The sequence below is a fragment of the Gaetbulibacter saemankumensis DSM 17032 genome (assembly GCF_000425645.1).
Taxonomy (GTDB): Bacteria; Bacteroidota; Bacteroidia; order Flavobacteriales; family Flavobacteriaceae; genus Gaetbulibacter; species Gaetbulibacter saemankumensis.
The window spans coordinates 445,615-464,624 of record NZ_AUDV01000006.1; the positions used below are offsets into that span (position 1 = coordinate 445,615).

Consider the following 19,010-nt stretch of genomic DNA (forward strand, 5'->3'; position numbering starts at 1 on the left):
TTTCTTTATATGTATTCAGTAATTTATAATTACTGAATTTGAGTTTCTACTCTGTTATCTTCTATCTCAGCTGCTTCTTTTAATGCATTATACAATTTAGACGTTACAACACTCATTTTTTGTTGCTCCACTCTATTAGCCGCTGCTTGATAATTATCTAACTCTACTGCCGGAGTAATTTTAGTTACTTGAATCATGTAAATTCCCTTTTCTCCTACAATTAAATCGGAAGTTTCTCCTTCGTTTAATCCAAATGCCGCACCAACAACTATTGGTTCTCTTCCAGCTCCTGATAAGGTTGGGTTTTTCATGTTAACTGCTGCTGCAGTTCTAACACTTGTATTTTCGGCTGCAGCGAGATCTTCTAAAGTACTAACAGATATTCTGTCCTTAATCATTTCTGCTTTCTTTTCCTTTCTAATGATTGGTAACACACTGGCAGAAGCATCTTCTACAGACATTAATCCTTCCTTGTGTTTTTCAACTAATTGAGCAACCACATAACCATTTGAAACATTAAAACGTTTTACTGCACCTACTTTAGTTTCCTCATTAAATGCCCAACGCACAATGTTTCTTTGATTACCAACACCTGGAATGTTTTCATCTAACACTTTCACGCCGTTAACTGGACGCACGGTTAAACTACTCTCCTTAGCTACTTCTTCAAAATCTCCATCAGCTACAGCAATTTCAAAACTAGAAGCATCTCTAAACACTTTATCAATAGTCGCCTCAGATGGCTCAATTTTTCTTGCTAATGTAGCTACCTGAATAGCTTTACTCTTTTCTTTTTGCCCTTCAATTTCAATAATATGAAAACCAAAAACAGTTTTTACTACACCCAAATCTCCAACGTTACCTTCGAATTCGAAATCGTTGAACTCAGGTACCATCGTGTTGTAAGGGTGCCAATCGTAACGCCCTTCTTTTTCAACACTTCCTTGATCTGAAGAAAACTCCTTTACTAATTCTGGGAATTTTGAACGATCATTTTTAATAACAGCTAATAAACTGTCTGCAGTTGCTTTAGCTTCATCTTCAGTTTGCGTTACATCTTGAGCTGCACTTCTTGAACCTAAGAATGGAATTAAAATGTGTCTAACCTTAGCAGAATCCGGAATTTGTTTTACTGCCACAACTTTAGATATTTTGTAATATCCATTGTCTTTATATGGCCCGTAAGTTTCTCCTTTATTTAATTTAAAAATGCTATCAGCAAATGTTGATGATAAACTGGATTTAAATACAAAACGCTCATCAAATTTAATATCAGAATGCGAGTTAACAAATTCAGCATCTTCAGTAGTGCTTAAAAAACCTTTTACAGTTTCACTCTCTTTTGTTAAATTATTATACTCTTCTCTGTCATTTAACAATCCTACTAGTTCTTCTTTAATAGCATCCTCATCCTCAACAGAAGCTACTTCATTGAACTTTACATAACGTATGTCTCTTGAAGCTTCAACTTCATATTGTTTTTTATTGTTGCTAATATAACTTGATATATCCGATTTACTTACTTCAACCAAACTATCAGCAATAGAGCTGTAGGCAACCTGAACATATTTAAGGTCTACCTTATCTCCTTCTAAATTATATTCAACTTTTCCTTCGGCTAAAGTCCCTGTTAAACCAGCTTTAACCATATTATAATAGTTTTGTTGTAAACCATTTGTCGCTAAAGACTTCTCGTAATTAACCCAGCTTTGAAAACCAATAGGAGATGTTTCTTTTAGATTTGCAATATATTCATTCAATTTAGCTTCATCGAATAAGCCTGCTTCATTTAAAAATTCAGGACTTGATGCTAAAGCTGTTTTTAATAAATCGCGCATTTGATCTTTCTCGATAGTAATACCTAACTTTTCGAATTGAGATTCCAATACTGCTTGTCTTACTTCTTGTTCCCAAACACGATTTATAATTTGCGTATTAGTTGCACTGGCACCAGCATTACGTTGGGCTTCCTCCACTTTTTGCAAAAACTCCTCTCTGTTAATATCCTTACCATTAATGGTACCTACAATGTTTTGTGATTGTTGTGAAAAGGCATTTCCTTTCGTAAATAAATCTGCTAAAACAAAAGAAAATAACGCCAACGCTATCACTATAATTAAAAATAGGGAACGCTGTCTAATCTTATTTAATACTGCCATTTGTTAATTATTTTTTTTTATAACCTTTAATTGGTTTTACTTGTTAAGTTACTAGCCAACGACATTTTGGCTAAATGATGCGTGCGAAAATACTATTTTATACTTAATAATAAAAGTAGTTAGTTGTTTTATTATTAAGCCTTAATCTTCTCCTAAAATTAGCAGTTCAACCAAGTCTATTTTGGTGTTGGAAACTTCTAAAATAGTGAACTGGAAGTTATCCATTTTAACGACTTCATTCTGGGCAGGAATCTCTTCGGTATGGTTAACAATCAAACCTCCCAAGGTTTCGTAATTCTCACTTTCCGGTAGGTTTAATTTAAAGGTTTCATTAATATAATCAACTTCCAAGCGTGCTGAAAACTTATAAGTGTCTTCATCTAATTTTTCTTCAATAAGGTCTACGGTATCGTGCTCATCCTCTATTTCACCAAACAATTCCTCTACAATATCTTCTACGGTCATTATACCTGATGTCCCGCCGTACTCATCTAAAACCACCGCAATACTTTTACGTTTTTTAATTAAAACGTTTAGCACATCTTTAATTAAAACGGTTTCGGGAACATATTCTACCGGAAGCAACATCGCTTTTATGCTCTTTGGTTTTTTAAATAATTCGAACGAATGTACATAACCTAAAATATCATCAATAGATTCTTTATAAACCAATATTTTAGTATGGCCTGTTTCGGTAAATAAAGCACTTAAGGATTTTACAGAATCGTTAATTTCTACAGCCGTAATTTCGGTTCGAGGCACCATAACTTCACGAGCTTTCACCTCTGAAAACTCTAAAGCATTTTGAAAAATCTGAATCTCAGAATCTATCTGATCATGTTCTTCAACCGACTCCATCTGTTCGCTTATGTAATGTCCCAATTCAACCTTGGTAAAAGCCAGTTGAATTTGGTCGCCTTCAGTTTTAAATAGGTGTTTTAAAACAAAATCGGAAATCCAGATGACAAAATCGGACACCAATGAAAACAAAGCATAAAACACATAGGCCGGAACTGCTAATATTTTAAGCAGAGAATTGGCATAAATTTGAAAAAAAACTTTTGGTAAAAACTCTGCTGTAATTAAAATGAGTAACGTTGAAATAATGGTTTGACTTATTAAGCTAAAATCGGTGAGCATCAAATTTATAAACCCGTATGAAGTTGGCATTAAACTTTGAAACCATTCAACCAATAAGTCACCCATAAAAAACCCATAAATCACCAATGCTATATTATTACCAATAAGCATGGTTGCGATAAATTTTGAAGGTTTTGCCGTTAACTTGGTTAGTACTTTTGAAAGTAGGCCATCTTGCTTTTTTTCAATTTCAATATGTATTTTGTTTGAAGACACATAAGCAATCTCCATTCCTGAAAAAAAAGCCGATAGTATTAAGGATACAATTATGATAAGGACATAAATGCTCATGTACTATGAATTATCCTTATTGTCGTATTTTTTTCTAAATTTCCTTCTGAAGAAATACATAAACACCGCTAATGCCGCTAAACCAAAAGACACATAAGCACCATGTGTCCCATCACTTAGCTTTGAAATGCCATCGTAAAGAAATAACGCAGCAAAAACTAAATACGCATATTGAAAAATCTTAGAATATTTCACTTGAATAAATTTTGTAGATTTTGATAATGTAAAGATAGGTAAAATTAATCTTCAACGGTAATAAATCCTGTCACCTCTAATACCTCGGCATTCGTGAATTTTGAATTCGAATCGAAACCATTACCATTAATAACATCCTGTCCGGTAGTAAATGTTACTGACTTATTAGTAAACAACCATTCTTTCTTTTGGTCGTAATACAGTTGCTGTGTTTTTAAAACACTATTGTCGGCCGTTGTAATTACAACGTTGCCTTGTAAATCAATTAAATTGGTGTCGTTATAAATAATGGCATAATCTGAAACCACCGTACTTTTTTCATCTTTATCGTCGTAAAGATAAAGGGTAATACCCTCCGGAAATTCGTTATATGGAAAATCTCGATTCGTATAGTCTATCATTTTCGGACTTAATAGATTGGCGGTTACCCGTCCTTCTACGGTGTATTTTAAATTAATATCGTAAGCTTCTCCTACTGGTTCATTTTCTGAAACACCAATTTTCTGAACTTCATTATAACTGTCGTTACATGAAAAAAACATAGTCATCGTAATTACGATGACTATGTTAAAAATATGATTATTAAATTTTACTTTCATTTAGATACTTGGAACAGTAATCACAGCATTAATCCAACATCCAATTTTAATTTGTTGTCCAGAAGTACCTGAACTAAATACATCTGACTTCGAAGGCGCTTTAGCTTTATAACTAGCTATAGATTGCGCAGCATGTTTCTTTTGTGTTGGATCTACACGGCCTGCCTTAGCAGCTTCATCAGCTGCCAACCAGTATACTGCTCTTTTATTAAAGGCTGTATCTCCACAATCGTTAGCACTTGCCGCATACATGGCTGCAATGTATAAGTGAGGACTTCCATCTGAAGGATTTAAGCTTAAAGCTTGTCTGAAATAATTTCTAGCTTTTACATAGCTTCCTTTAGACTTCAGTTTTAATCCGATTTTCTTGTAAAGTTTTGCTTTTTTAAACCCATCAGACTCTAAACTAAGGGCCTGCTCGTAAAAAGAAATAGCATCATTAGATTTCCCTTCTTTATCTTTTAAGATACCTAAGTAATATGCCGAATCAGCCGATGGATCTAACTCATGAAATGCATTTACTAAATCGAAGAACATAGGATCGTCTGTACATTCCTTTTGTGCCATTTTAGCTGCCGCTCGTTTTAACCAAACCGCATTGGTTTTATTCTCTTCAAATCCTCTTTTGTATAAAGGGACTAAATTCTCGCAATTAGCACGATCACCTAATTTAGAATCGATACTGCTCGCAATTTGATCGTAAGCTCTTAAATAACTCTCGTAAGAACGTTTGTATGACGCTTCTTTCTTAGTTAAAGTACCTCCAGCATCTTCCTTAACTACAAGATCATTTAATTCCAAAGAATAGTTCTCAATCTCACTTTCAACTTTTTCAACAACATCGTCATATTTATTAAACAAATCTTCTGCTGGTTTTTTACCCGCATCATAAAGATCTACCATTAACGAAAAATATGTATATAAACTTTTTGGGTTTGAGAACGTTTTCTTATCTGTATTATAAGCCTCATCGAAACAAGCATACAATTCTTCCTTAGACAAATTTAAAGCATCTCTAAAATCGTACTTTAACTGACAAGCCTTTGCTAAAAATTCTCCTTTTGCTGTTTTATTAGGAAAATTCTCTGCTCTTTGCTCCCATAACAACAATAAGTCGTTAATTACAGCAACCTGCTCCTCACCAGAAACTTTATCGATTTTAGATTCTAAAATCTTTTCTCCATCTACATATATGGCACTATGGAATTTAGGACATTTATTTCTTACAAGCATCCATGGTTCGTAGGCTGCTTCAAAATTTTTAGATTTCACATATTCGTGAAATATTGAGAGTTTTGTTAAGCACTCTTGATCTTGCTGTGCAAAACTAACATTAAGCCCTACAAATAGTACTGCTAATAATAAAGTAATCTTCGTCTTCATTTTCTGTTTTTTAATTTATAGCTTTAATCGTATTTTCTTTTTTGGAACCATCTATCGTTCAAAGATAAACTTAATTGAAAATTAATAAAATTCTCTTCTACTAAATTGCTGTTGGTCGTTCCACGTTTTCCAAATTCTAAACCTATATTGGCATTAGAGAAAAAGGAACCCACTGGTAATCCTACACCAAAAGACATGCCAAACTCATTTATAGACTCATTATTTAAAACTAAACCTGTTTTTTCGTAATGCATACCTGCTCGGTATACCACACGTTTGTAATACCCTCTAAACGCATTGTAATCAGGAATATAAAATCCTCCTAAGCGATAGGTTTCAGAATCTTCGTATTGGGTAGAAACACTAGAATACAAATCATTTGAAAACTGACTTGTTTGCTGTGCTTCATATTCAGCGCCAACAAACCAGCTTCTAGGCTTACCAAATCCTAATCCTGCTGTATATTTTGAAGGTAATGTTAAATCTGTCTCTCTTAAACCTATAACATCTAAATCTTCATCAATCGTATCGACCACAAACTCTTGACCTGTACTACTATTAAATGTAATGGTTGAATACGAGCGCACATTTTGAGATGCGAGCTTACTTTCAGGTGTATAGGTTCCACTAGCAACCAATTCTAAAGATTTACTTATCATGGTTTTATAAGACAGTCCTAAGTTAAAGTTTAAACCGCTTAAATCTGAACGGTTATTTTCTCTGGATTGGTACTGAGCCAAATTACCATCATTATCGTAAACAAATGCAACGGTGCTGTTTTTAATATTTCCAAAATTATAATGAGCATCAACACCAATGGTTAAGCCTTCAACAATTTGGTAACCCAATCCTAAAAAAGCTTTATTTAAACCTCCCTCACCTCGAAAACGGTTAGATAAATCGCCTTCAGAGTCTAAAGATTCTAATTTATACCCTACTGAGGTAAATGGTAACAATCCAAAACCTAATCCAAATTTCCCCATAGGTACCGACATTGCCAAATAATCGAAAGTAGTTGAAGACGCGCGGTCCTTACTAGTTTCACTTTTCAAGCCTATATTGGAATGTCCTCCACCTACTGTAAATTTAACAGGTCTGCTTTCTCCATTTAAAAGTTCAAGGTTCTTCCCTGCATAAGACGCAGGATTTCTTAAGTTTACATGCACACTATCCATATAAATACTTAATCCTCCCATGCTTCGGTTTTCAACAGTTCCTTTAAACTTTAGGCTTCCAATACCGTAAAAAGAATAAGGAGATGCTGTTCCTTCTTGTCCATATACACTAATTGCAAATACTGCAATAAAAACTAATACAAGTTTTTTAATCATTCGTTCGAATTAAGTTGTAAAATTAAGTTCAACCCCTCTAAAAGGAAATTGGAGTTCGCAAATATGCTACTTTTTAATTGTTTAGACAAGAAATTACCATCACCACCTGTTAAAATAACTGTTAAATCGGGATATTTTTTTTGATATTCACCAATAACCCCTTCTATTTCTTTTATAACACCAAATACGACTCCGGAATGTATGGATTGATTTGTAGAATCTCCAATAATATTATTAGGACTTTCTGTTGTTAACAACGGTAATTTAGCTGTAAAAGTATTCAAAGCCTTATAACGCATACGTATTCCTGGAGAAATAGCTCCGCCCAGATAATTGGCTTTCGAAGTTATAAAATCGTAGGTAATACAAGTTCCTGCATCAATTACTAAACAGTTAGTATTCGGGAATCTATTAACAGCAGCACCTACTAAAGCCAAGCGATCAACACCTAAGGTTTGTGGGGTCGCATATAAATTATTAAACGGTAAACGCAGCGTATTATTTAAAACCAATACATGAATAATTTCATGGATAGCTTTTAAGTCTGATTTTGAAATATTAGCGACTGAGGAAATAATACCGTCCTTTAACCGGTCGTATTTAAGTTTAAGATTACTTATCTTATCTAAAATGCTATTTATGTCTGTAGTTTGGGTTTCAACAAGCAAGTTACCATTAAAAACAGCTAACTTAACTAAAGAATTACCAACATCGATTATTAAATTCATGGGCCTAAAAAGAGATAAAATTACAAAATGTCATTTTATTAATTTTTACTTTTAACTTATTATATTGATTTAAAAAGAGATATGTTTTTCTAGGATAAAAAAGATAAAATTTGAGTCATTTTTTTTGAATTTCTTTTGGTGAATAACAAAAAGGGACATATATTTGCAACCGCTTTAGCGAGGTACCTTAGCTCAGTTGGTAGAGCAAAGGACTGAAAATCCTTGTGTCCCTGGTTCGATTCCTGGAGGTACCACAAAAAAATCCCGTAAATTCCTAACAACAAAGGTTTTACGGGTTTTTTGTTTTATATAAGTGCCAGATTTGGTGGCTAATTTATTATTAATTATACTAGAACTAACCGTTCAACCTATTCCAGTTGTAAGTGGTTTAAGATTAATTCCCTCTTTAGCATATCAAATAAATACATTAAATACACCCAGAATTAGGTCTTTAATTAAAACTTAAAAGAGACCAAAATAAATAGACTAATCAGTTTCATATAAGTAATTAACTTATTCGGGTGCTGAATAAATTATAATTGTTTTTTAAATCCTTAGTTCTGGATTCCACTAAGCAAATCTATGAAGACATCTCAAAAAGCCTTTAAACACCCAGTATTTAAACACAAAAAGTCAAAATATATTTTTGGAATTTTGAATTTTCAGAGGGCGTGGGGGAAAATAATATTGTTTTTCTTTTATCGTATAAGCCCTATTATTTGAGTAGGTCTTCAATAAAAAAATTAATTTCCGCTTTTATTTTTTTGTAAAATAGAAAGTTTTATGCATTATTTTTGATGACAGGTTCTTTACAATTTTAGCCAATTAATTAATCTACTCTTGTATATTCCGTATAACAATGTGAGGGTAATTTTCCTCCGTCGCAAGGGTCGTTTTCATCGTTATCATAATATCCAATTCGTAAAGTATTATCTGATAATTCAAAAAAGGTAGGGTTAAGTGTTTCCCCATCTATATTTACAGATAAATCACCTCCATTTAAAGTCCAAGTTCCATTTTCATTATAATCCTCTAAACAATCTCCGGTATAGTCGTCAAAATCTGTAATATTTAACATCCCGTTTGAAGCGAATGTAACTCGAGACTTTTGTTCACAAGCATCATATGGATATGTTTCTCTGCTTCCAGTTGAACATACCTGAACTTCTGCAATTGGTTTCCAAATACCCACAATAGACACTGTTTCATTATTATCAGATGAACAAGCGACGATCAAAAACGTTAAAAGTATTATTGATAATTTTTTCATATTATTAATTATTGAAAGTGATTTAAGACAAATGTCCTGTTATATTAAAGTTATTAATATACAAAACTATAAATAGAAAGCTTTACGGATAACCATATGTGAAAAAGAAATGGTTAGGCTTAGCTATAAATTAGAATATCTTAGTCTTGCTTTATTACCCTAAAAATCAAGAGCTTTTGGACAGGAAATTTACAGAAACCTAGATAGCTATAATTAGCACTTATTGTGTTTAAAAGTTATTCTAATATTTATTATATAATTTCATAACCTCTCCAACCCCACTCATTTTTCCTTTTGTTAAATGACAAAATAGCTTTACAAGTAATATCTTCTCCATCGGAAATGTTTTGGTTTTTAATAAAATCTGGAGCTATAAATACATTTTCCAAAAAGCCGAAAGTTTTTCCCTCTGGTATATTAATTTTGCCAGAAACTGTTTTTAATACTAGACTTTCACTTTGATCACCTATATTCAATTCTTTCGCTGAATACACCTTACACATTCCCCTATTCACTTTATTTTGAAATCTTATTTTTAATACATCTCCAATCTTTGGTTTTATCTTTAATGTTTTATAACCAAAAAAACCATAAAAGTTTTTATCCTGAATAAAATTTAAAATCTTTTTATCTTTATTAACAAACTCAACAACGACTTCATCTTCATCAACATCTTGATACAATAGTTCTTCAGCTTTTGAGATAAAACGATTATAATATTCAAAGTTCGTTGATTTAATATTTGCAGTATCATACCAAGGTTGATCTGTCCATTGTATAATGTTTGAAGGAACTCTCCAGCTATTACCTTCTCTTGTATTTATAATTTTATTAATCTCCGTTTTTGCTTCATCAAAAAGCCCCTTTGTTATTAATATTTCTGCTAATTTCTGTCGTGTATTGATCAAAAAATCTTCCTGAGAATTTAATGAAAGTGCTTTACATAAACAGGCTATTTTTCTCTCATCATCAACTGGAAAGACATCTGACATTAATTCCCATACCCAGAAATCATTTCTTTTCTTTATGGCAAATGGTAAAAAGGCTTGAAGCACATCACTGTCGTCTCCTTTAGTAAGCAAAAGTTTCGCTTTAAAGTAAGGTGGGTATTGGTAATCTGGATGAGCTTCTATAATAACATCTAATTTGGGCAAAAACTCTTCGATTTTAAACCTATTGATTCTTCTTTGTGAACCAAAGGCATCTAAAGCCTCTCCCTCCATTAATATTTTAGAATATGCGATATAGGCTTGTTCTACTAAGGCCATTATCAGCCTACCATTATATTCTTCTTTCTGGTAATCTTCAGGTCTAAAGTTTTCAAAATTCCACCAATCGGCGAATTCTAGGTAACGGGACCAATTTTGATAGCCTTTGTGAAATGCTTTGTATAATAAACTATAGCTTTCTGATGGTTTTGTATAATGAAACTCTTTAATTAAATCGAATACTTGATTAATTTTAGAATAATCAATTGGCTCTGATTTTTGTAATGTAAAAACTACACTCGCTATTTGCCACGCTGCAGTATCAAAAACCATCACCTCATTTTCAGGAAGATCAAGTTCTTTTAACTTTGTTAGATTTTCTAAGAAACCGTCATAGTCAAATTCATGGGCATACTTTTTTATATACTCATAGTAGACCCAACTAATATTTCGCTTTCCCCAAATATTATCTGGATGTTTATTCAACTCATTTTGAGCCATCTCTAGAGCTTCTTCTAATCGTCCAGACTGTCTTAGTTCTTTAATTTCTTTAGCTGGCATAATTAGCTTCTTTTAGTTTGCCAATGATTTCTTTAATTCTTTCTAATAGCGGCTTACTGTTGCATTTACTTTCAATAGGAAGTACTCTACCGAAAAAACCTTCTTTATTGTATTCAAAATCAATCACACATTTATCACTACCACTTTCAAATGCATATCGTTCTCTATATGGTAAATGTGAAATTCCAGAAATAACTTCGTTTGCTTGAAGTTCACTTTCAACGCTATCAAATATTTTTTTCAAAAACGGCTTGCTTTCCTCTAATTCAACATCAAATGCAACTTTAGTTAAAATTCCTTCGGCAGTATTTCTGTTTATTGTAATACTTTCCGAGTCCTCTAAGATGTTAGAAATAGAATCAAAAAGCTCATCTGAATTTGTCTTAGCGGGTAATTTTTGAAAATTTGAATTAAACACATTTTTTCCGTTAACCCAATATTTAAAAGCGGCCATCTCGCTTTCTTTCTTGAAAACATACCGGATTTCATATCCAACTTTTTCCCATTCAACAATTTTGATGTTTTTCTTTTTCAGTAAATACCAACGAGCAATAAAATGGTCTTGGATTTGTAATGGCGCTTCCAACAAACCAAAGTTTTCAATTTTTTTTAACACTTCTTCATTTAAGTCAACCTCCACGGTTTCAAAATCTTGACCTAATAATTTGTTAAATGCTGCTTGGACATTTATATCAATAAAGGACATATTTGTAAAGGATGAGAAATAAGGAGGATTGATACAAAATAACTTTTTTGACGCTCTAGTTATCGCCGTATATGCCCAGCGATAAAAATCTGAATTTGTCTTACCAGATCTATCATGTTCTGATTCAAAAAAATTAAAGTTAGAACTAACTCCCCTATCCCAAAACACAAAAGCATTATCCCATTCGCCTCCCTGAGCTTTATGACATGTAACAGCATAACCATATTTTAATTGAATACAATTGAAATATGGGTCATTAGAAATGGCCTCCTTAAACTCTTCGGTTCCCTTTTTAAGTTTAGGATATCTGGTTTTGAAATCAACATATAATGCTCTTTGCTCTTCAGGTTTTAAATAGTTATCACCATACAAGTAATTCTCTAAAATAAAACCGGAAACATTTTTAGGCTTACTATTTTCATCTGGTAATACTAGAACTACTTTTCTCCAGGTTAATCTAACGGTTTCTGTTTCACCATCTTTTACTTTAAATCTAATTTCTCGACTCTCAACTGAAGAGCTTGCTTCAGAGACCACAGCAAACTCGCCGTTCATAATTCCTAATCTATAATTATTAACACCAATAATTATGGTATCTGATTGTTGAATTGGTAAATCATCTCCAAATTTATCTTGTCGAATCGCTCTGTTTAAATCAAGTGCGGTTTTATTTTTATAACAAATAATAATTTTACTCTTGAATTGTCCCTTGTATATTTCTAGATAATTTTCATAAAGTGGATTAAATATATCCTTTTGATTTTCACTTAAATTAAAATCATTGAAGTATCCAGAGGTAAGGCATTGTCTCAATTTGGTTGCAGATAATAAAATGCCATTATTTTCATCTTGACGCTTTACTTCTTTCATTTCTGCCGTTGAAGTCATTAATTGAAATGTTTCCTGAAGATATTGTGAGTCAAGTGCTGGTGAAAAGTTCATGCCGATAGGTGGTAGCTGTGCTGGATCACCAATGAAGATTATTTTACTTTTTGTACTTGAATCCTGAACTCGAGAAAAAGCAATCAAATCACTTAAAAGATAACCACTTCCAAAACGAAAAAATTCTCCCTGACTCAATGTATCTGAGACCATAGATGCTTCATCAACAATTAACACAGAGTCATAGATGTCAGTATTATTTCTTAACTTATACTGATATAAAAATGAAACATCGTTTTCTTCATTTCCTCGTTCTATTTCTTGTAACTCATCAAAACTATATATTCCCTTATGAATGGTTGTTGATTCAAATCCTGTTTTTTGATTAATGACTTTAGCTGCTCTTCCTGTAGGAGCCATAAGCTGATATTTCTTTTCAATATTCTCGAGATAGTTAACTACACCTTTCAATAGAGTGGTTTTACCACTCCCTGCATAGCCTTGAAGTATAAATACCCGTTCATCGCTCTGTATGAAAGCATACAGCTTTTCCAACGCTTTATGTTGATCGTTGGTGAGTTCTAGATTATTAAAGTAATCAAATATGCTCATCAATATTAGTCTTTAGACAAAGATTGGTACTAGCTATGCAGTGTATATGCGTAATTGAATAAATTACTATTGCTAAAGTAGTTTTTTAACAGAAATCATTAATAAAACGTTCAGCATCTTTATTTCCAAGTGCCTTTGCAGATTCGAGTGCTTTTCTCCCATTATAAAGATCATTTAATTTGATATATGCTATCCCTTTATTCATAAAAGCAGCTACATTATTTGGATAATAACTTGTACAAATATTTAAATATTTTATTGCTGTTTCCATAGATGCCGGACTATCAATCTCAAAACAACATTCTGCTAGATTTAAATATAATCTTTCATATTCAGCTCTTCCGGGATTACTGTTTAAAACTATTTTATAACACTCTATTGCTCCACCAAAATCAGAAACTTCTTTTTTAGCATTTCCAAGATTACAATAACCCGTTTCCATTGAGTCTCTTTCAAACTCTTTAGGCAGACCTGCAGATTTTAAAACGGACATCGCTTTTTCAAAATAATAAATGGCATTTTCATAATTGCCTTCTCGATACGATTTCACTCCTAACAAATAATTATTCTCGAAATTATTCATAGTTATCGGTTTTAATTTTATAAGTTTTAATTAGTGTTTTCGTAATGATATATTTCCTTTTTAAGGACATGAATTTTTGCGATATTGAGTTTAATAAATATCAAAACACATTTTTCTGTATCCATTGCAGAGCAATCTCATTACAGGTATTTTCAAACAGTATCGAATAGGTTTCCTTTAATTCATTTGCTCTTGAAGCGTAATGTTTACTAAATATTTCGTGAAATTTCTGCTGCATATGATTATTAAAATAGAGGTCATGAATAGTAATATCCTCGTTGTAACTGAACTCTTTCAAAATCTCTTCACTGTATAGAACTGGGAATGACAAAAACGGTTCTTCGTCTTCAGTCTGTTCTTTATATTCAACCAAGAAATCTTTCAAAAAAAGTTGATCAATAAGCAAATAACGATCCTCGTCAACAAAATCAGTTGGATCGCTGTTTGATATTCTTGAAGCAAGTTTTTTATTTGAGATTGTCTGATCTCCAAGCAAAGAGGAAAAATAGCCTTGAACATATGTTACTACATCTCCTTTTACTCTGTCAAAATAGACCATTTCATCGGAATTTCTAGATAAACCTGCGAATGTTGCATATAGCATTTCATCTGTTATTTTTTCAAGAGTAAATTTTGGTGAGTAATCATTACTTTTGACAGAAGTTGGATAAATGGAATTCACATTTGATAAATCAAGTTCATTTTCATCAAAATTATCATCGTTTGCATCGGTGAATAATATGAGTTCCGAAAAATTAGTTTCAATATAATTTATAAGATAGTTTATATCATCCTCACCAAGCATTTTGCTCATATTATCCATTCGAATGGTAGAATTTCTAATAGCAGGCTCTAGACTTCGACTTGCTCTGCTTGCCAATTTATATGCCATTACTGTGTTTCCTGCAAGATAATTTCCAAGTGCTAAATTGTAAAGTGCTCTTGGTTTATACAAATCTTTACTTTCAGTAATTTGATTGGCCTTTTTAAAATATTCAAGTGCTTTTTTAATAGACGAAGCATCTTTTTTTTCGAGTAGTTTATGCCCCTGTTGTGTGTAAAAATTAAAATCCATAAAATGCTTTTTGAGATTAATGAAATGTTCTATTCCTCTTTGTTTTCATAAGTAACTAATTAAGACACAAATTTATGTTATAACCCTTATGTATAGCATGACTAATATCATGGGGACAAATATTTCCCCATCTGTTCGACAACCATAGACTGCTGATTATTATTCATTGCCTCATTGATAACTTTTTCAATTATTCTATCTGCAGAGAACCGGTCAAAAAAAGTATTTTCGTGAATTGCAGCGTCTTCAAGAAACTTCATCAGCATTTTTTTAGCCTCGCTCTTCACTTTAAATTTACTATAAAAAACGGAATGAAAAGTTATATCAGCAATTAAGGTTTTATCCTTTATAGAATATATTTTTATTCCGTTTAAAAAAGTACGTGCATAACCCTCTCCAATATCTTCTTTAATAAGAATCCCTGCTGCCATACGAAAGGAGTTGAAATAAGTATTACCTGCTGCTGAAGTATAGCCACTTGTTAAAAATGCATTCGCCACTTCTGAATAAGAAACATTTGCATTTATAAGCTCAGAATTTTCAAAAATCACCTTTGGTTTGTTCATAATTATTAGTTTTATAATTTAAATTTATTCATAAGATCTGATGCTACTCTTTTCTTTGCTTCTTTATTAACTTCCTTTATAGATACTCTCGAGATCTCTAATACTTTGTTGAAATATGAAGAAGTAATTGAATCAACGTTTTCAGGAGTGTTTTCTTTTAGAACACCATTCAGTTTAATTTTATTGATAATCTTTTCTTTATAAATGATATTTACGGAGTTGATATAGCTTTTTTCACCTCGCTGAATGATGGTTAATTGGATATCAATACCCGAATAAACTCTGGGTGTTAGTGCAATAATTGTTTTATCCATAATTAGTTATTAAAAATTCCTAAGTCTTTTGCCCAACTAGAAATAGCCATATAGGAGGATTCGTAATAGGCCTGTTTTAAATGATGATCAATTTTTACCCTAGCTGCTTCTTTATTGAAATTTTTATCATCTCTGTGAACTTCTAAAAGCATTTTCAGTAGCTCATTCAATACAACCTTCCTAACGGCTTCTCTTTCAAAATGAAATCCCTTTGCCATTTTACAATCAATAATTAATGTTCCTTTTTCATCAAAAACTTTAATTCCACTTAAATATGCAACGGCGGTTCCGGCAGCTATATCTTCTACTATTTTTAGATTCCCAAAATTTCTAAAACCAGAAGCATAATTAAAACCATTTTCGGCCTTAAAAACATCTCCTATTAAGGTTAATCCGATTTCATTTTCTTTTTTGTTGTGAGCAAGGTTATTAGACATAGTGAATTAAACTTTATGAGTTATTTATATTTCTTGTACAAGATTAAAACCAAACCATGCAGTAGATGTGCACTATAAATAAAAAAGCTCAGGTAATGAATATTTTAAATTTTATCTTTATTTTTTCAATCTATAAGAAAATTTAAACAAAATGAGTAGAGAAAATGAAATAATTGAAAATTATCAGACATACATTTCAAGGTCAGGTAAAAATGGTATGACTGAGGAAGAAATTGCTCCTTTAGTTCTAAACTTAGCCTATCTAGAAGTCCTGAATCAGCGAAAAAAAGGAATTTTAGTTAACGATTTTAATATCTTAAAAGAGTATGCAGATGCGGCAGAAGAAATATTTCCTGATATGAGTAATTTAACTGCAACTTGGCCTGGATTTCAGGCAACACTTGCCTGGGATGGTTTATGGGATTTTTTAAGAGAGTATTTTCAGAATAAACTAGGACAATCGATTGATAACGTTGACGTAATATCTGAAACATACAACTCTTCATTTCATAAAAGATATGAAAACAATGCTTTCACATCTGAAAGTGCTGTTGAGCGGATAATAAAAATAATATTTTCTGAAGATAAAAAGGAGTGTTTATTAAGCATATCTCCTACTTTATCTGAAAAGAAGGCTTATTTAAAAACCACTGAAAATAATCGCTATACATATATTGGTTCTGATCCTGATTATAAATTTGTGATAACATTCGATTTTTTAGACAATGTTGAGCATGTTACTTTAATCCTTACTCATAGAAATGTTAGAATTGAATATTTCGAATGATGGTGTTATTAAAAACCTACAACGATAATTCTTATTTACTCCTTTGCAGCTATTTGACAAATCGTTTAAAGGAGGTCCAACTGTTCATTGAATCTATACGAAAATCAAAAGATTATCCGCGTATTAATGAGATAGAAGAAATTTTTAAGGAAACTTTTAGCTATGTCAATACAAGAGGACAACTTAGTTTAAAAATTGAAAGAGTTCTAAACCCACATTATTTGCTTTCTCCAGGAGAACTTGATCATGGGAATTCATCATGGTTTATCAGTTTAAATATTCAGAAGAAAAGTTTAAAAAAATTAAATGAACTATATGGCAAACAACTATCTGGATTATTACGTATTTTCAAAAAGGTGTTCGCAGTTTTAAACAGTCCCGATAATGCCATAAAAGAGGAGACATTAAAAAAATATGAAGACCTGATACAAGGGGTGAATTTAAAAATGGAGGAATTCCTTTTTTCGACTGAGAACAAGCAGTTAATAGATAAAAGAGAGAAACTAAAATCATCTGTAATCAGGAATTTACCACATAGTGGCTTCTATCATATGACTCATGTTGAAAATCTAGAAAACATTCTAAACGCCGGCTTACTCTCTCATAAAACAGTTCATAGAATTAAAATGATCAAACATGATATATCAAATATTGAAATTCAGAAGCGCAGAAATCGGACGGAAAAAGTATACGGTCGCAACATTCAGGATTACGTTCCTCTTTATATCAATCCATCCAATCCTATGATGGGTTCTACAAAAGTAATAGAAGTTTTAAGTCAGGTAGTATTGTTGGAAATAATTCCTCATGTACTAGTGCAGAAAAAGGCGACATTATTTTCTGATGGAAATGCCGCGATTGAGGAAACAAATTTTTATAATGATCAAGATAAACTGGAGAGTATAGATTGGAAGCTATTGCAAGAAGGTAAATGGATTGATGGGACTGAAAGCCAGCGAATCATGTGTTCTGAAGTGCTAGTACCAGAAAAGATTGAAGTTTTTTACATACAGAAAATTATTATTAAATCGGAATCTGCATTAAAAAATATTTTTCCATTATTCCCTAATCACAAGGGAATCCCAATCGAAATAAATGCAGACTATTTTAAAACATATCATCAGAATTAAAAAATATGAGCCTTATAAATCTAATTTCCGTTCCAACTTTAAGTGGTACCAAAACAATAGAAGTACACAATGCTGACATAACAAAAATGACATTTGATTTTGATGTGTTGGTACTTTCAGCCTATCATAACAAATATATTCCAGCCCCAGGAACAGTAATAGAAGCTCTTTATAAGAATACAGGGATATCATTACTAGAACTTTCCCAGAAACCACAAATCGATTTAAGATCTTCATTACACTGCTGGGTAAGCAATAAAATTGAGGGCCATCCTTTTAAACACATCGTATGTATAGAAAGCATTAAAACAAGTATAGAAAAAAGTGGTTCAGGAGAAAATGCCTTGTCGGATTTATTCGGAACAATTGCTCTTCTCCAATATAAAAATTTGAAGGCGGGTAGCATTGCACTTCCTGTTTTAGGTGCTGGTTTTCAGAAAAATTCAATCGATGCCATACTTCCTAAACTTATTGAGAAGGCAATAGATTCTTTAAATACAATTACGTCCCTTAATACAATTTACTTTGTGGAAGTAAGTAAAGAAAAAGCACAACTGATTGATTCAACAATAAATAGTTATCTAAATCGTGGAAACGACAAACTGGAATTGGTTTTTGATGATCCTTTACTAGTAAGCAGTCTTGAATTGATTCTTGCAAAACTGGTACAAATAAAAAATAATTCTTTTTACCATAATAAGACAATAAAAAATTTAATTGGTAAAATCAGTAATAGAAATTTACGATTTTTTGAACTGGGGATTTTGTGCAGAAAACTTGAAGAGCTCTTGCTGTCTGATATTTCAGATTTAAAAAGTGATAGTTATATATCACTTTTTGAATACATTAATGATTTAAAATCAAAAAATGTGGCTGACTGGATGATTACTTATTTGCATACCCTGAGAGTTTTTGGAAATTTTATGGCGCACGAAGGTGAATCGTCAGATATTCCTTCTCAGATGGAAAAAACAGATGTCATTGTTTTTACATACGCACTAAACAGATTACTTGATTTTTACATAAGTTTTAAAAATAAAAAGTAATAAACTT

Annotated in this window: 18 protein-coding genes and 1 tRNA gene; 4 read left to right on the forward strand and 15 right to left on the reverse strand. The window is 32.0% G+C overall.

Annotated elements, in window-relative coordinates; genetic code table 11:
* Positions 1–29: 29 nt before the first annotated feature.
* From H611_RS0104345 to H611_RS0104375, 7 genes are all read right to left on the reverse strand, one after another.
* The gene (locus H611_RS0104345; protein ID WP_027137203.1) at positions 30–2,159 is read right to left on the reverse strand and encodes a peptidylprolyl isomerase; all 2,130 of its coding nucleotides are present in this window, start codon (positions 2,157–2,159) and stop codon (positions 30–32) included.
* 141 nt (positions 2,160–2,300) lie between these two features.
* Complete coding sequence (locus H611_RS0104350; RefSeq protein ID WP_027137204.1) at positions 2,301–3,590, reverse strand: hemolysin family protein; 1,290 nt, start codon at positions 3,588–3,590, stop codon at positions 2,301–2,303.
* 3 nt (positions 3,591–3,593) lie between these two features.
* Positions 3,594–3,785, reverse strand: coding sequence for a hypothetical protein (locus H611_RS0104355; RefSeq protein WP_027137205.1), 192 nt, complete (start codon positions 3,783–3,785; stop codon positions 3,594–3,596).
* Between the two features lie 44 nt (positions 3,786–3,829).
* Positions 3,830–4,384, reverse strand: coding sequence for an LPS export ABC transporter periplasmic protein LptC (lptC, locus tag H611_RS0104360; protein WP_027137206.1), 555 nt, complete (start codon positions 4,382–4,384; stop codon positions 3,830–3,832).
* Positions 4,385–5,767: a tetratricopeptide repeat protein gene (locus H611_RS0104365; protein WP_027137207.1), complete on the reverse strand. Its 1,383-nt coding sequence runs from the start codon at positions 5,765–5,767 to the stop codon at positions 4,385–4,387.
* 23 nt (positions 5,768–5,790) lie between these two features.
* The gene (locus tag H611_RS0104370; protein ID WP_027137208.1) at positions 5,791–7,098 is read right to left on the reverse strand and encodes a hypothetical protein; all 1,308 of its coding nucleotides are present in this window, start codon (positions 7,096–7,098) and stop codon (positions 5,791–5,793) included.
* A complete protein-coding gene (locus H611_RS0104375; RefSeq protein WP_027137209.1) occupies positions 7,095–7,826 on the reverse strand; it encodes a type III pantothenate kinase in 732 nt (243 codons plus the stop codon). Before H611_RS0104375 ends, H611_RS0104370 begins: the two co-directional genes overlap by 4 nt.
* Before the next feature lie 181 nt (positions 7,827–8,007).
* On the opposite strand from H611_RS0104375, the gene H611_RS0104380 reads away from it, so the two are divergent.
* Positions 8,008–8,080: transfer RNA gene (locus tag H611_RS0104380), tRNA-Phe, on the forward strand.
* A 575-nt stretch (positions 8,081–8,655) separates the two neighbouring features.
* Here H611_RS0104380 and H611_RS0104390 read toward each other — a convergent pair.
* The 8 genes from H611_RS0104390 to H611_RS0104425 all read right to left on the reverse strand — a co-directional run bounded on the left by H611_RS0104390 (position 8,656) and on the right by H611_RS0104425 (position 16,040).
* On the reverse strand, positions 8,656–9,096 hold the full coding sequence (locus H611_RS0104390) for a lipocalin-like domain-containing protein (RefSeq protein ID WP_027137210.1): 441 nt from the start codon (positions 9,094–9,096) through the stop codon (positions 8,656–8,658).
* A gap of 251 nt (positions 9,097–9,347) precedes the next feature.
* Positions 9,348–10,865 (reverse strand): DUF7017 domain-containing protein, encoded by a 1,518-nt coding sequence (locus H611_RS0104395; RefSeq protein ID WP_027137211.1) that lies wholly within the window; start codon positions 10,863–10,865, stop codon positions 9,348–9,350.
* A complete protein-coding gene (locus H611_RS0104400; RefSeq protein WP_027137212.1) occupies positions 10,855–13,065 on the reverse strand; it encodes an ATP-dependent DNA helicase in 2,211 nt (736 codons plus the stop codon). Before H611_RS0104400 ends, H611_RS0104395 begins: the two co-directional genes overlap by 11 nt.
* Positions 13,066–13,150: 85 nt before the next feature.
* Positions 13,151–13,648, reverse strand: a complete 498-nt coding sequence (locus tag H611_RS0104405; RefSeq protein WP_027137213.1) for a tetratricopeptide repeat protein — start codon at positions 13,646–13,648, stop codon at positions 13,151–13,153.
* 100 nt (positions 13,649–13,748) lie between these two features.
* Entirely contained in the window at positions 13,749–14,723 is a 975-nt protein-coding gene (locus H611_RS0104410; RefSeq protein WP_027137214.1) for a hypothetical protein, read from the reverse strand.
* Positions 14,724–14,830: 107 nt separating this feature from the next.
* Positions 14,831–15,289: a hypothetical protein gene (locus tag H611_RS14455; protein WP_051238715.1), complete on the reverse strand. Its 459-nt coding sequence runs from the start codon at positions 15,287–15,289 to the stop codon at positions 14,831–14,833.
* Positions 15,290–15,300: 11 nt separating this feature from the next.
* Positions 15,301–15,603 (reverse strand): hypothetical protein, encoded by a 303-nt coding sequence (locus H611_RS0104420; protein ID WP_027137215.1) that lies wholly within the window; start codon positions 15,601–15,603, stop codon positions 15,301–15,303.
* Positions 15,604–15,605: 2 nt separating this feature from the next.
* Positions 15,606–16,040 (reverse strand): hypothetical protein, encoded by a 435-nt coding sequence (locus H611_RS0104425; RefSeq protein ID WP_027137216.1) that lies wholly within the window; start codon positions 16,038–16,040, stop codon positions 15,606–15,608.
* A 151-nt stretch (positions 16,041–16,191) separates the two neighbouring features.
* On the opposite strand from H611_RS0104425, the gene H611_RS0104430 reads away from it, so the two are divergent.
* Genes H611_RS0104430 through H611_RS0104440 form a run of 3 tightly spaced genes read left to right on the forward strand, consistent with a single transcriptional unit; the run spans position 16,192 to position 19,003 of the window.
* Entirely contained in the window at positions 16,192–16,827 is a 636-nt protein-coding gene (locus tag H611_RS0104430) for a hypothetical protein (protein WP_027137217.1), read from the forward strand.
* Positions 16,824–17,957, forward strand: a complete 1,134-nt coding sequence (locus tag H611_RS14460) for a DUF4433 domain-containing protein (RefSeq protein WP_084158139.1) — start codon at positions 16,824–16,826, stop codon at positions 17,955–17,957. The genes H611_RS0104430 and H611_RS14460 overlap by 4 nt, the downstream gene beginning before the upstream one ends.
* 5 nt (positions 17,958–17,962) lie before the next feature.
* Entirely contained in the window at positions 17,963–19,003 is a 1,041-nt protein-coding gene (locus H611_RS0104440; protein ID WP_027137218.1) for a DUF4145 domain-containing protein, read from the forward strand.
* The last annotated feature ends 7 nt before the right edge of the window (positions 19,004–19,010 follow it).

Excerpts from the sequence above, each read along its gene's own strand:
- H611_RS0104345 (WP_027137203.1), bottom strand. The coding sequence starts at position 2,159 with ATGGCAGTATTAAATAAGATTAGACAGCGTTCCCTATTTTTAATTATA.
- H611_RS0104350 (WP_027137204.1), bottom strand. The coding sequence starts at position 3,590 with ATGAGCATTTATGTCCTTATCATAATTGTATCCTTAATACTATCGGCT.
- lptC (WP_027137206.1), bottom strand. The coding sequence starts at position 4,384 with ATGAAAGTAAAATTTAATAATCATATTTTTAACATAGTCATCGTAATT.
- H611_RS0104365 (WP_027137207.1), bottom strand. The coding sequence starts at position 5,767 with ATGAAGACGAAGATTACTTTATTATTAGCAGTACTATTTGTAGGGCTT.
- H611_RS0104370 (WP_027137208.1), bottom strand. The coding sequence starts at position 7,098 with ATGATTAAAAAACTTGTATTAGTTTTTATTGCAGTATTTGCAATTAGT.
- H611_RS0104375 (WP_027137209.1), bottom strand. The coding sequence starts at position 7,826 with ATGAATTTAATAATCGATGTTGGTAATTCTTTAGTTAAGTTAGCTGTT.
- H611_RS0104390 (WP_027137210.1), bottom strand. The coding sequence starts at position 9,096 with ATGAAAAAATTATCAATAATACTTTTAACGTTTTTGATCGTCGCTTGT.
- H611_RS0104395 (WP_027137211.1), bottom strand. The coding sequence starts at position 10,865 with ATGCCAGCTAAAGAAATTAAAGAACTAAGACAGTCTGGACGATTAGAA.
- H611_RS0104400 (WP_027137212.1), bottom strand. The coding sequence starts at position 13,065 with ATGAGCATATTTGATTACTTTAATAATCTAGAACTCACCAACGATCAA.
- H611_RS0104405 (WP_027137213.1), bottom strand. The coding sequence starts at position 13,648 with ATGAATAATTTCGAGAATAATTATTTGTTAGGAGTGAAATCGTATCGA.
- H611_RS0104410 (WP_027137214.1), bottom strand. The coding sequence starts at position 14,723 with ATGGATTTTAATTTTTACACACAACAGGGGCATAAACTACTCGAAAAA.
- H611_RS14455 (WP_051238715.1), bottom strand. The coding sequence starts at position 15,289 with ATGAACAAACCAAAGGTGATTTTTGAAAATTCTGAGCTTATAAATGCA.
- H611_RS0104420 (WP_027137215.1), bottom strand. The coding sequence starts at position 15,603 with ATGGATAAAACAATTATTGCACTAACACCCAGAGTTTATTCGGGTATT.
- H611_RS0104425 (WP_027137216.1), bottom strand. The coding sequence starts at position 16,040 with ATGTCTAATAACCTTGCTCACAACAAAAAAGAAAATGAAATCGGATTA.
- H611_RS0104430 (WP_027137217.1), top strand. The coding sequence starts at position 16,192 with ATGAGTAGAGAAAATGAAATAATTGAAAATTATCAGACATACATTTCA.
- H611_RS14460 (WP_084158139.1), top strand. The coding sequence starts at position 16,824 with ATGATGGTGTTATTAAAAACCTACAACGATAATTCTTATTTACTCCTT.
- H611_RS0104440 (WP_027137218.1), top strand. The coding sequence starts at position 17,963 with ATGAGCCTTATAAATCTAATTTCCGTTCCAACTTTAAGTGGTACCAAA.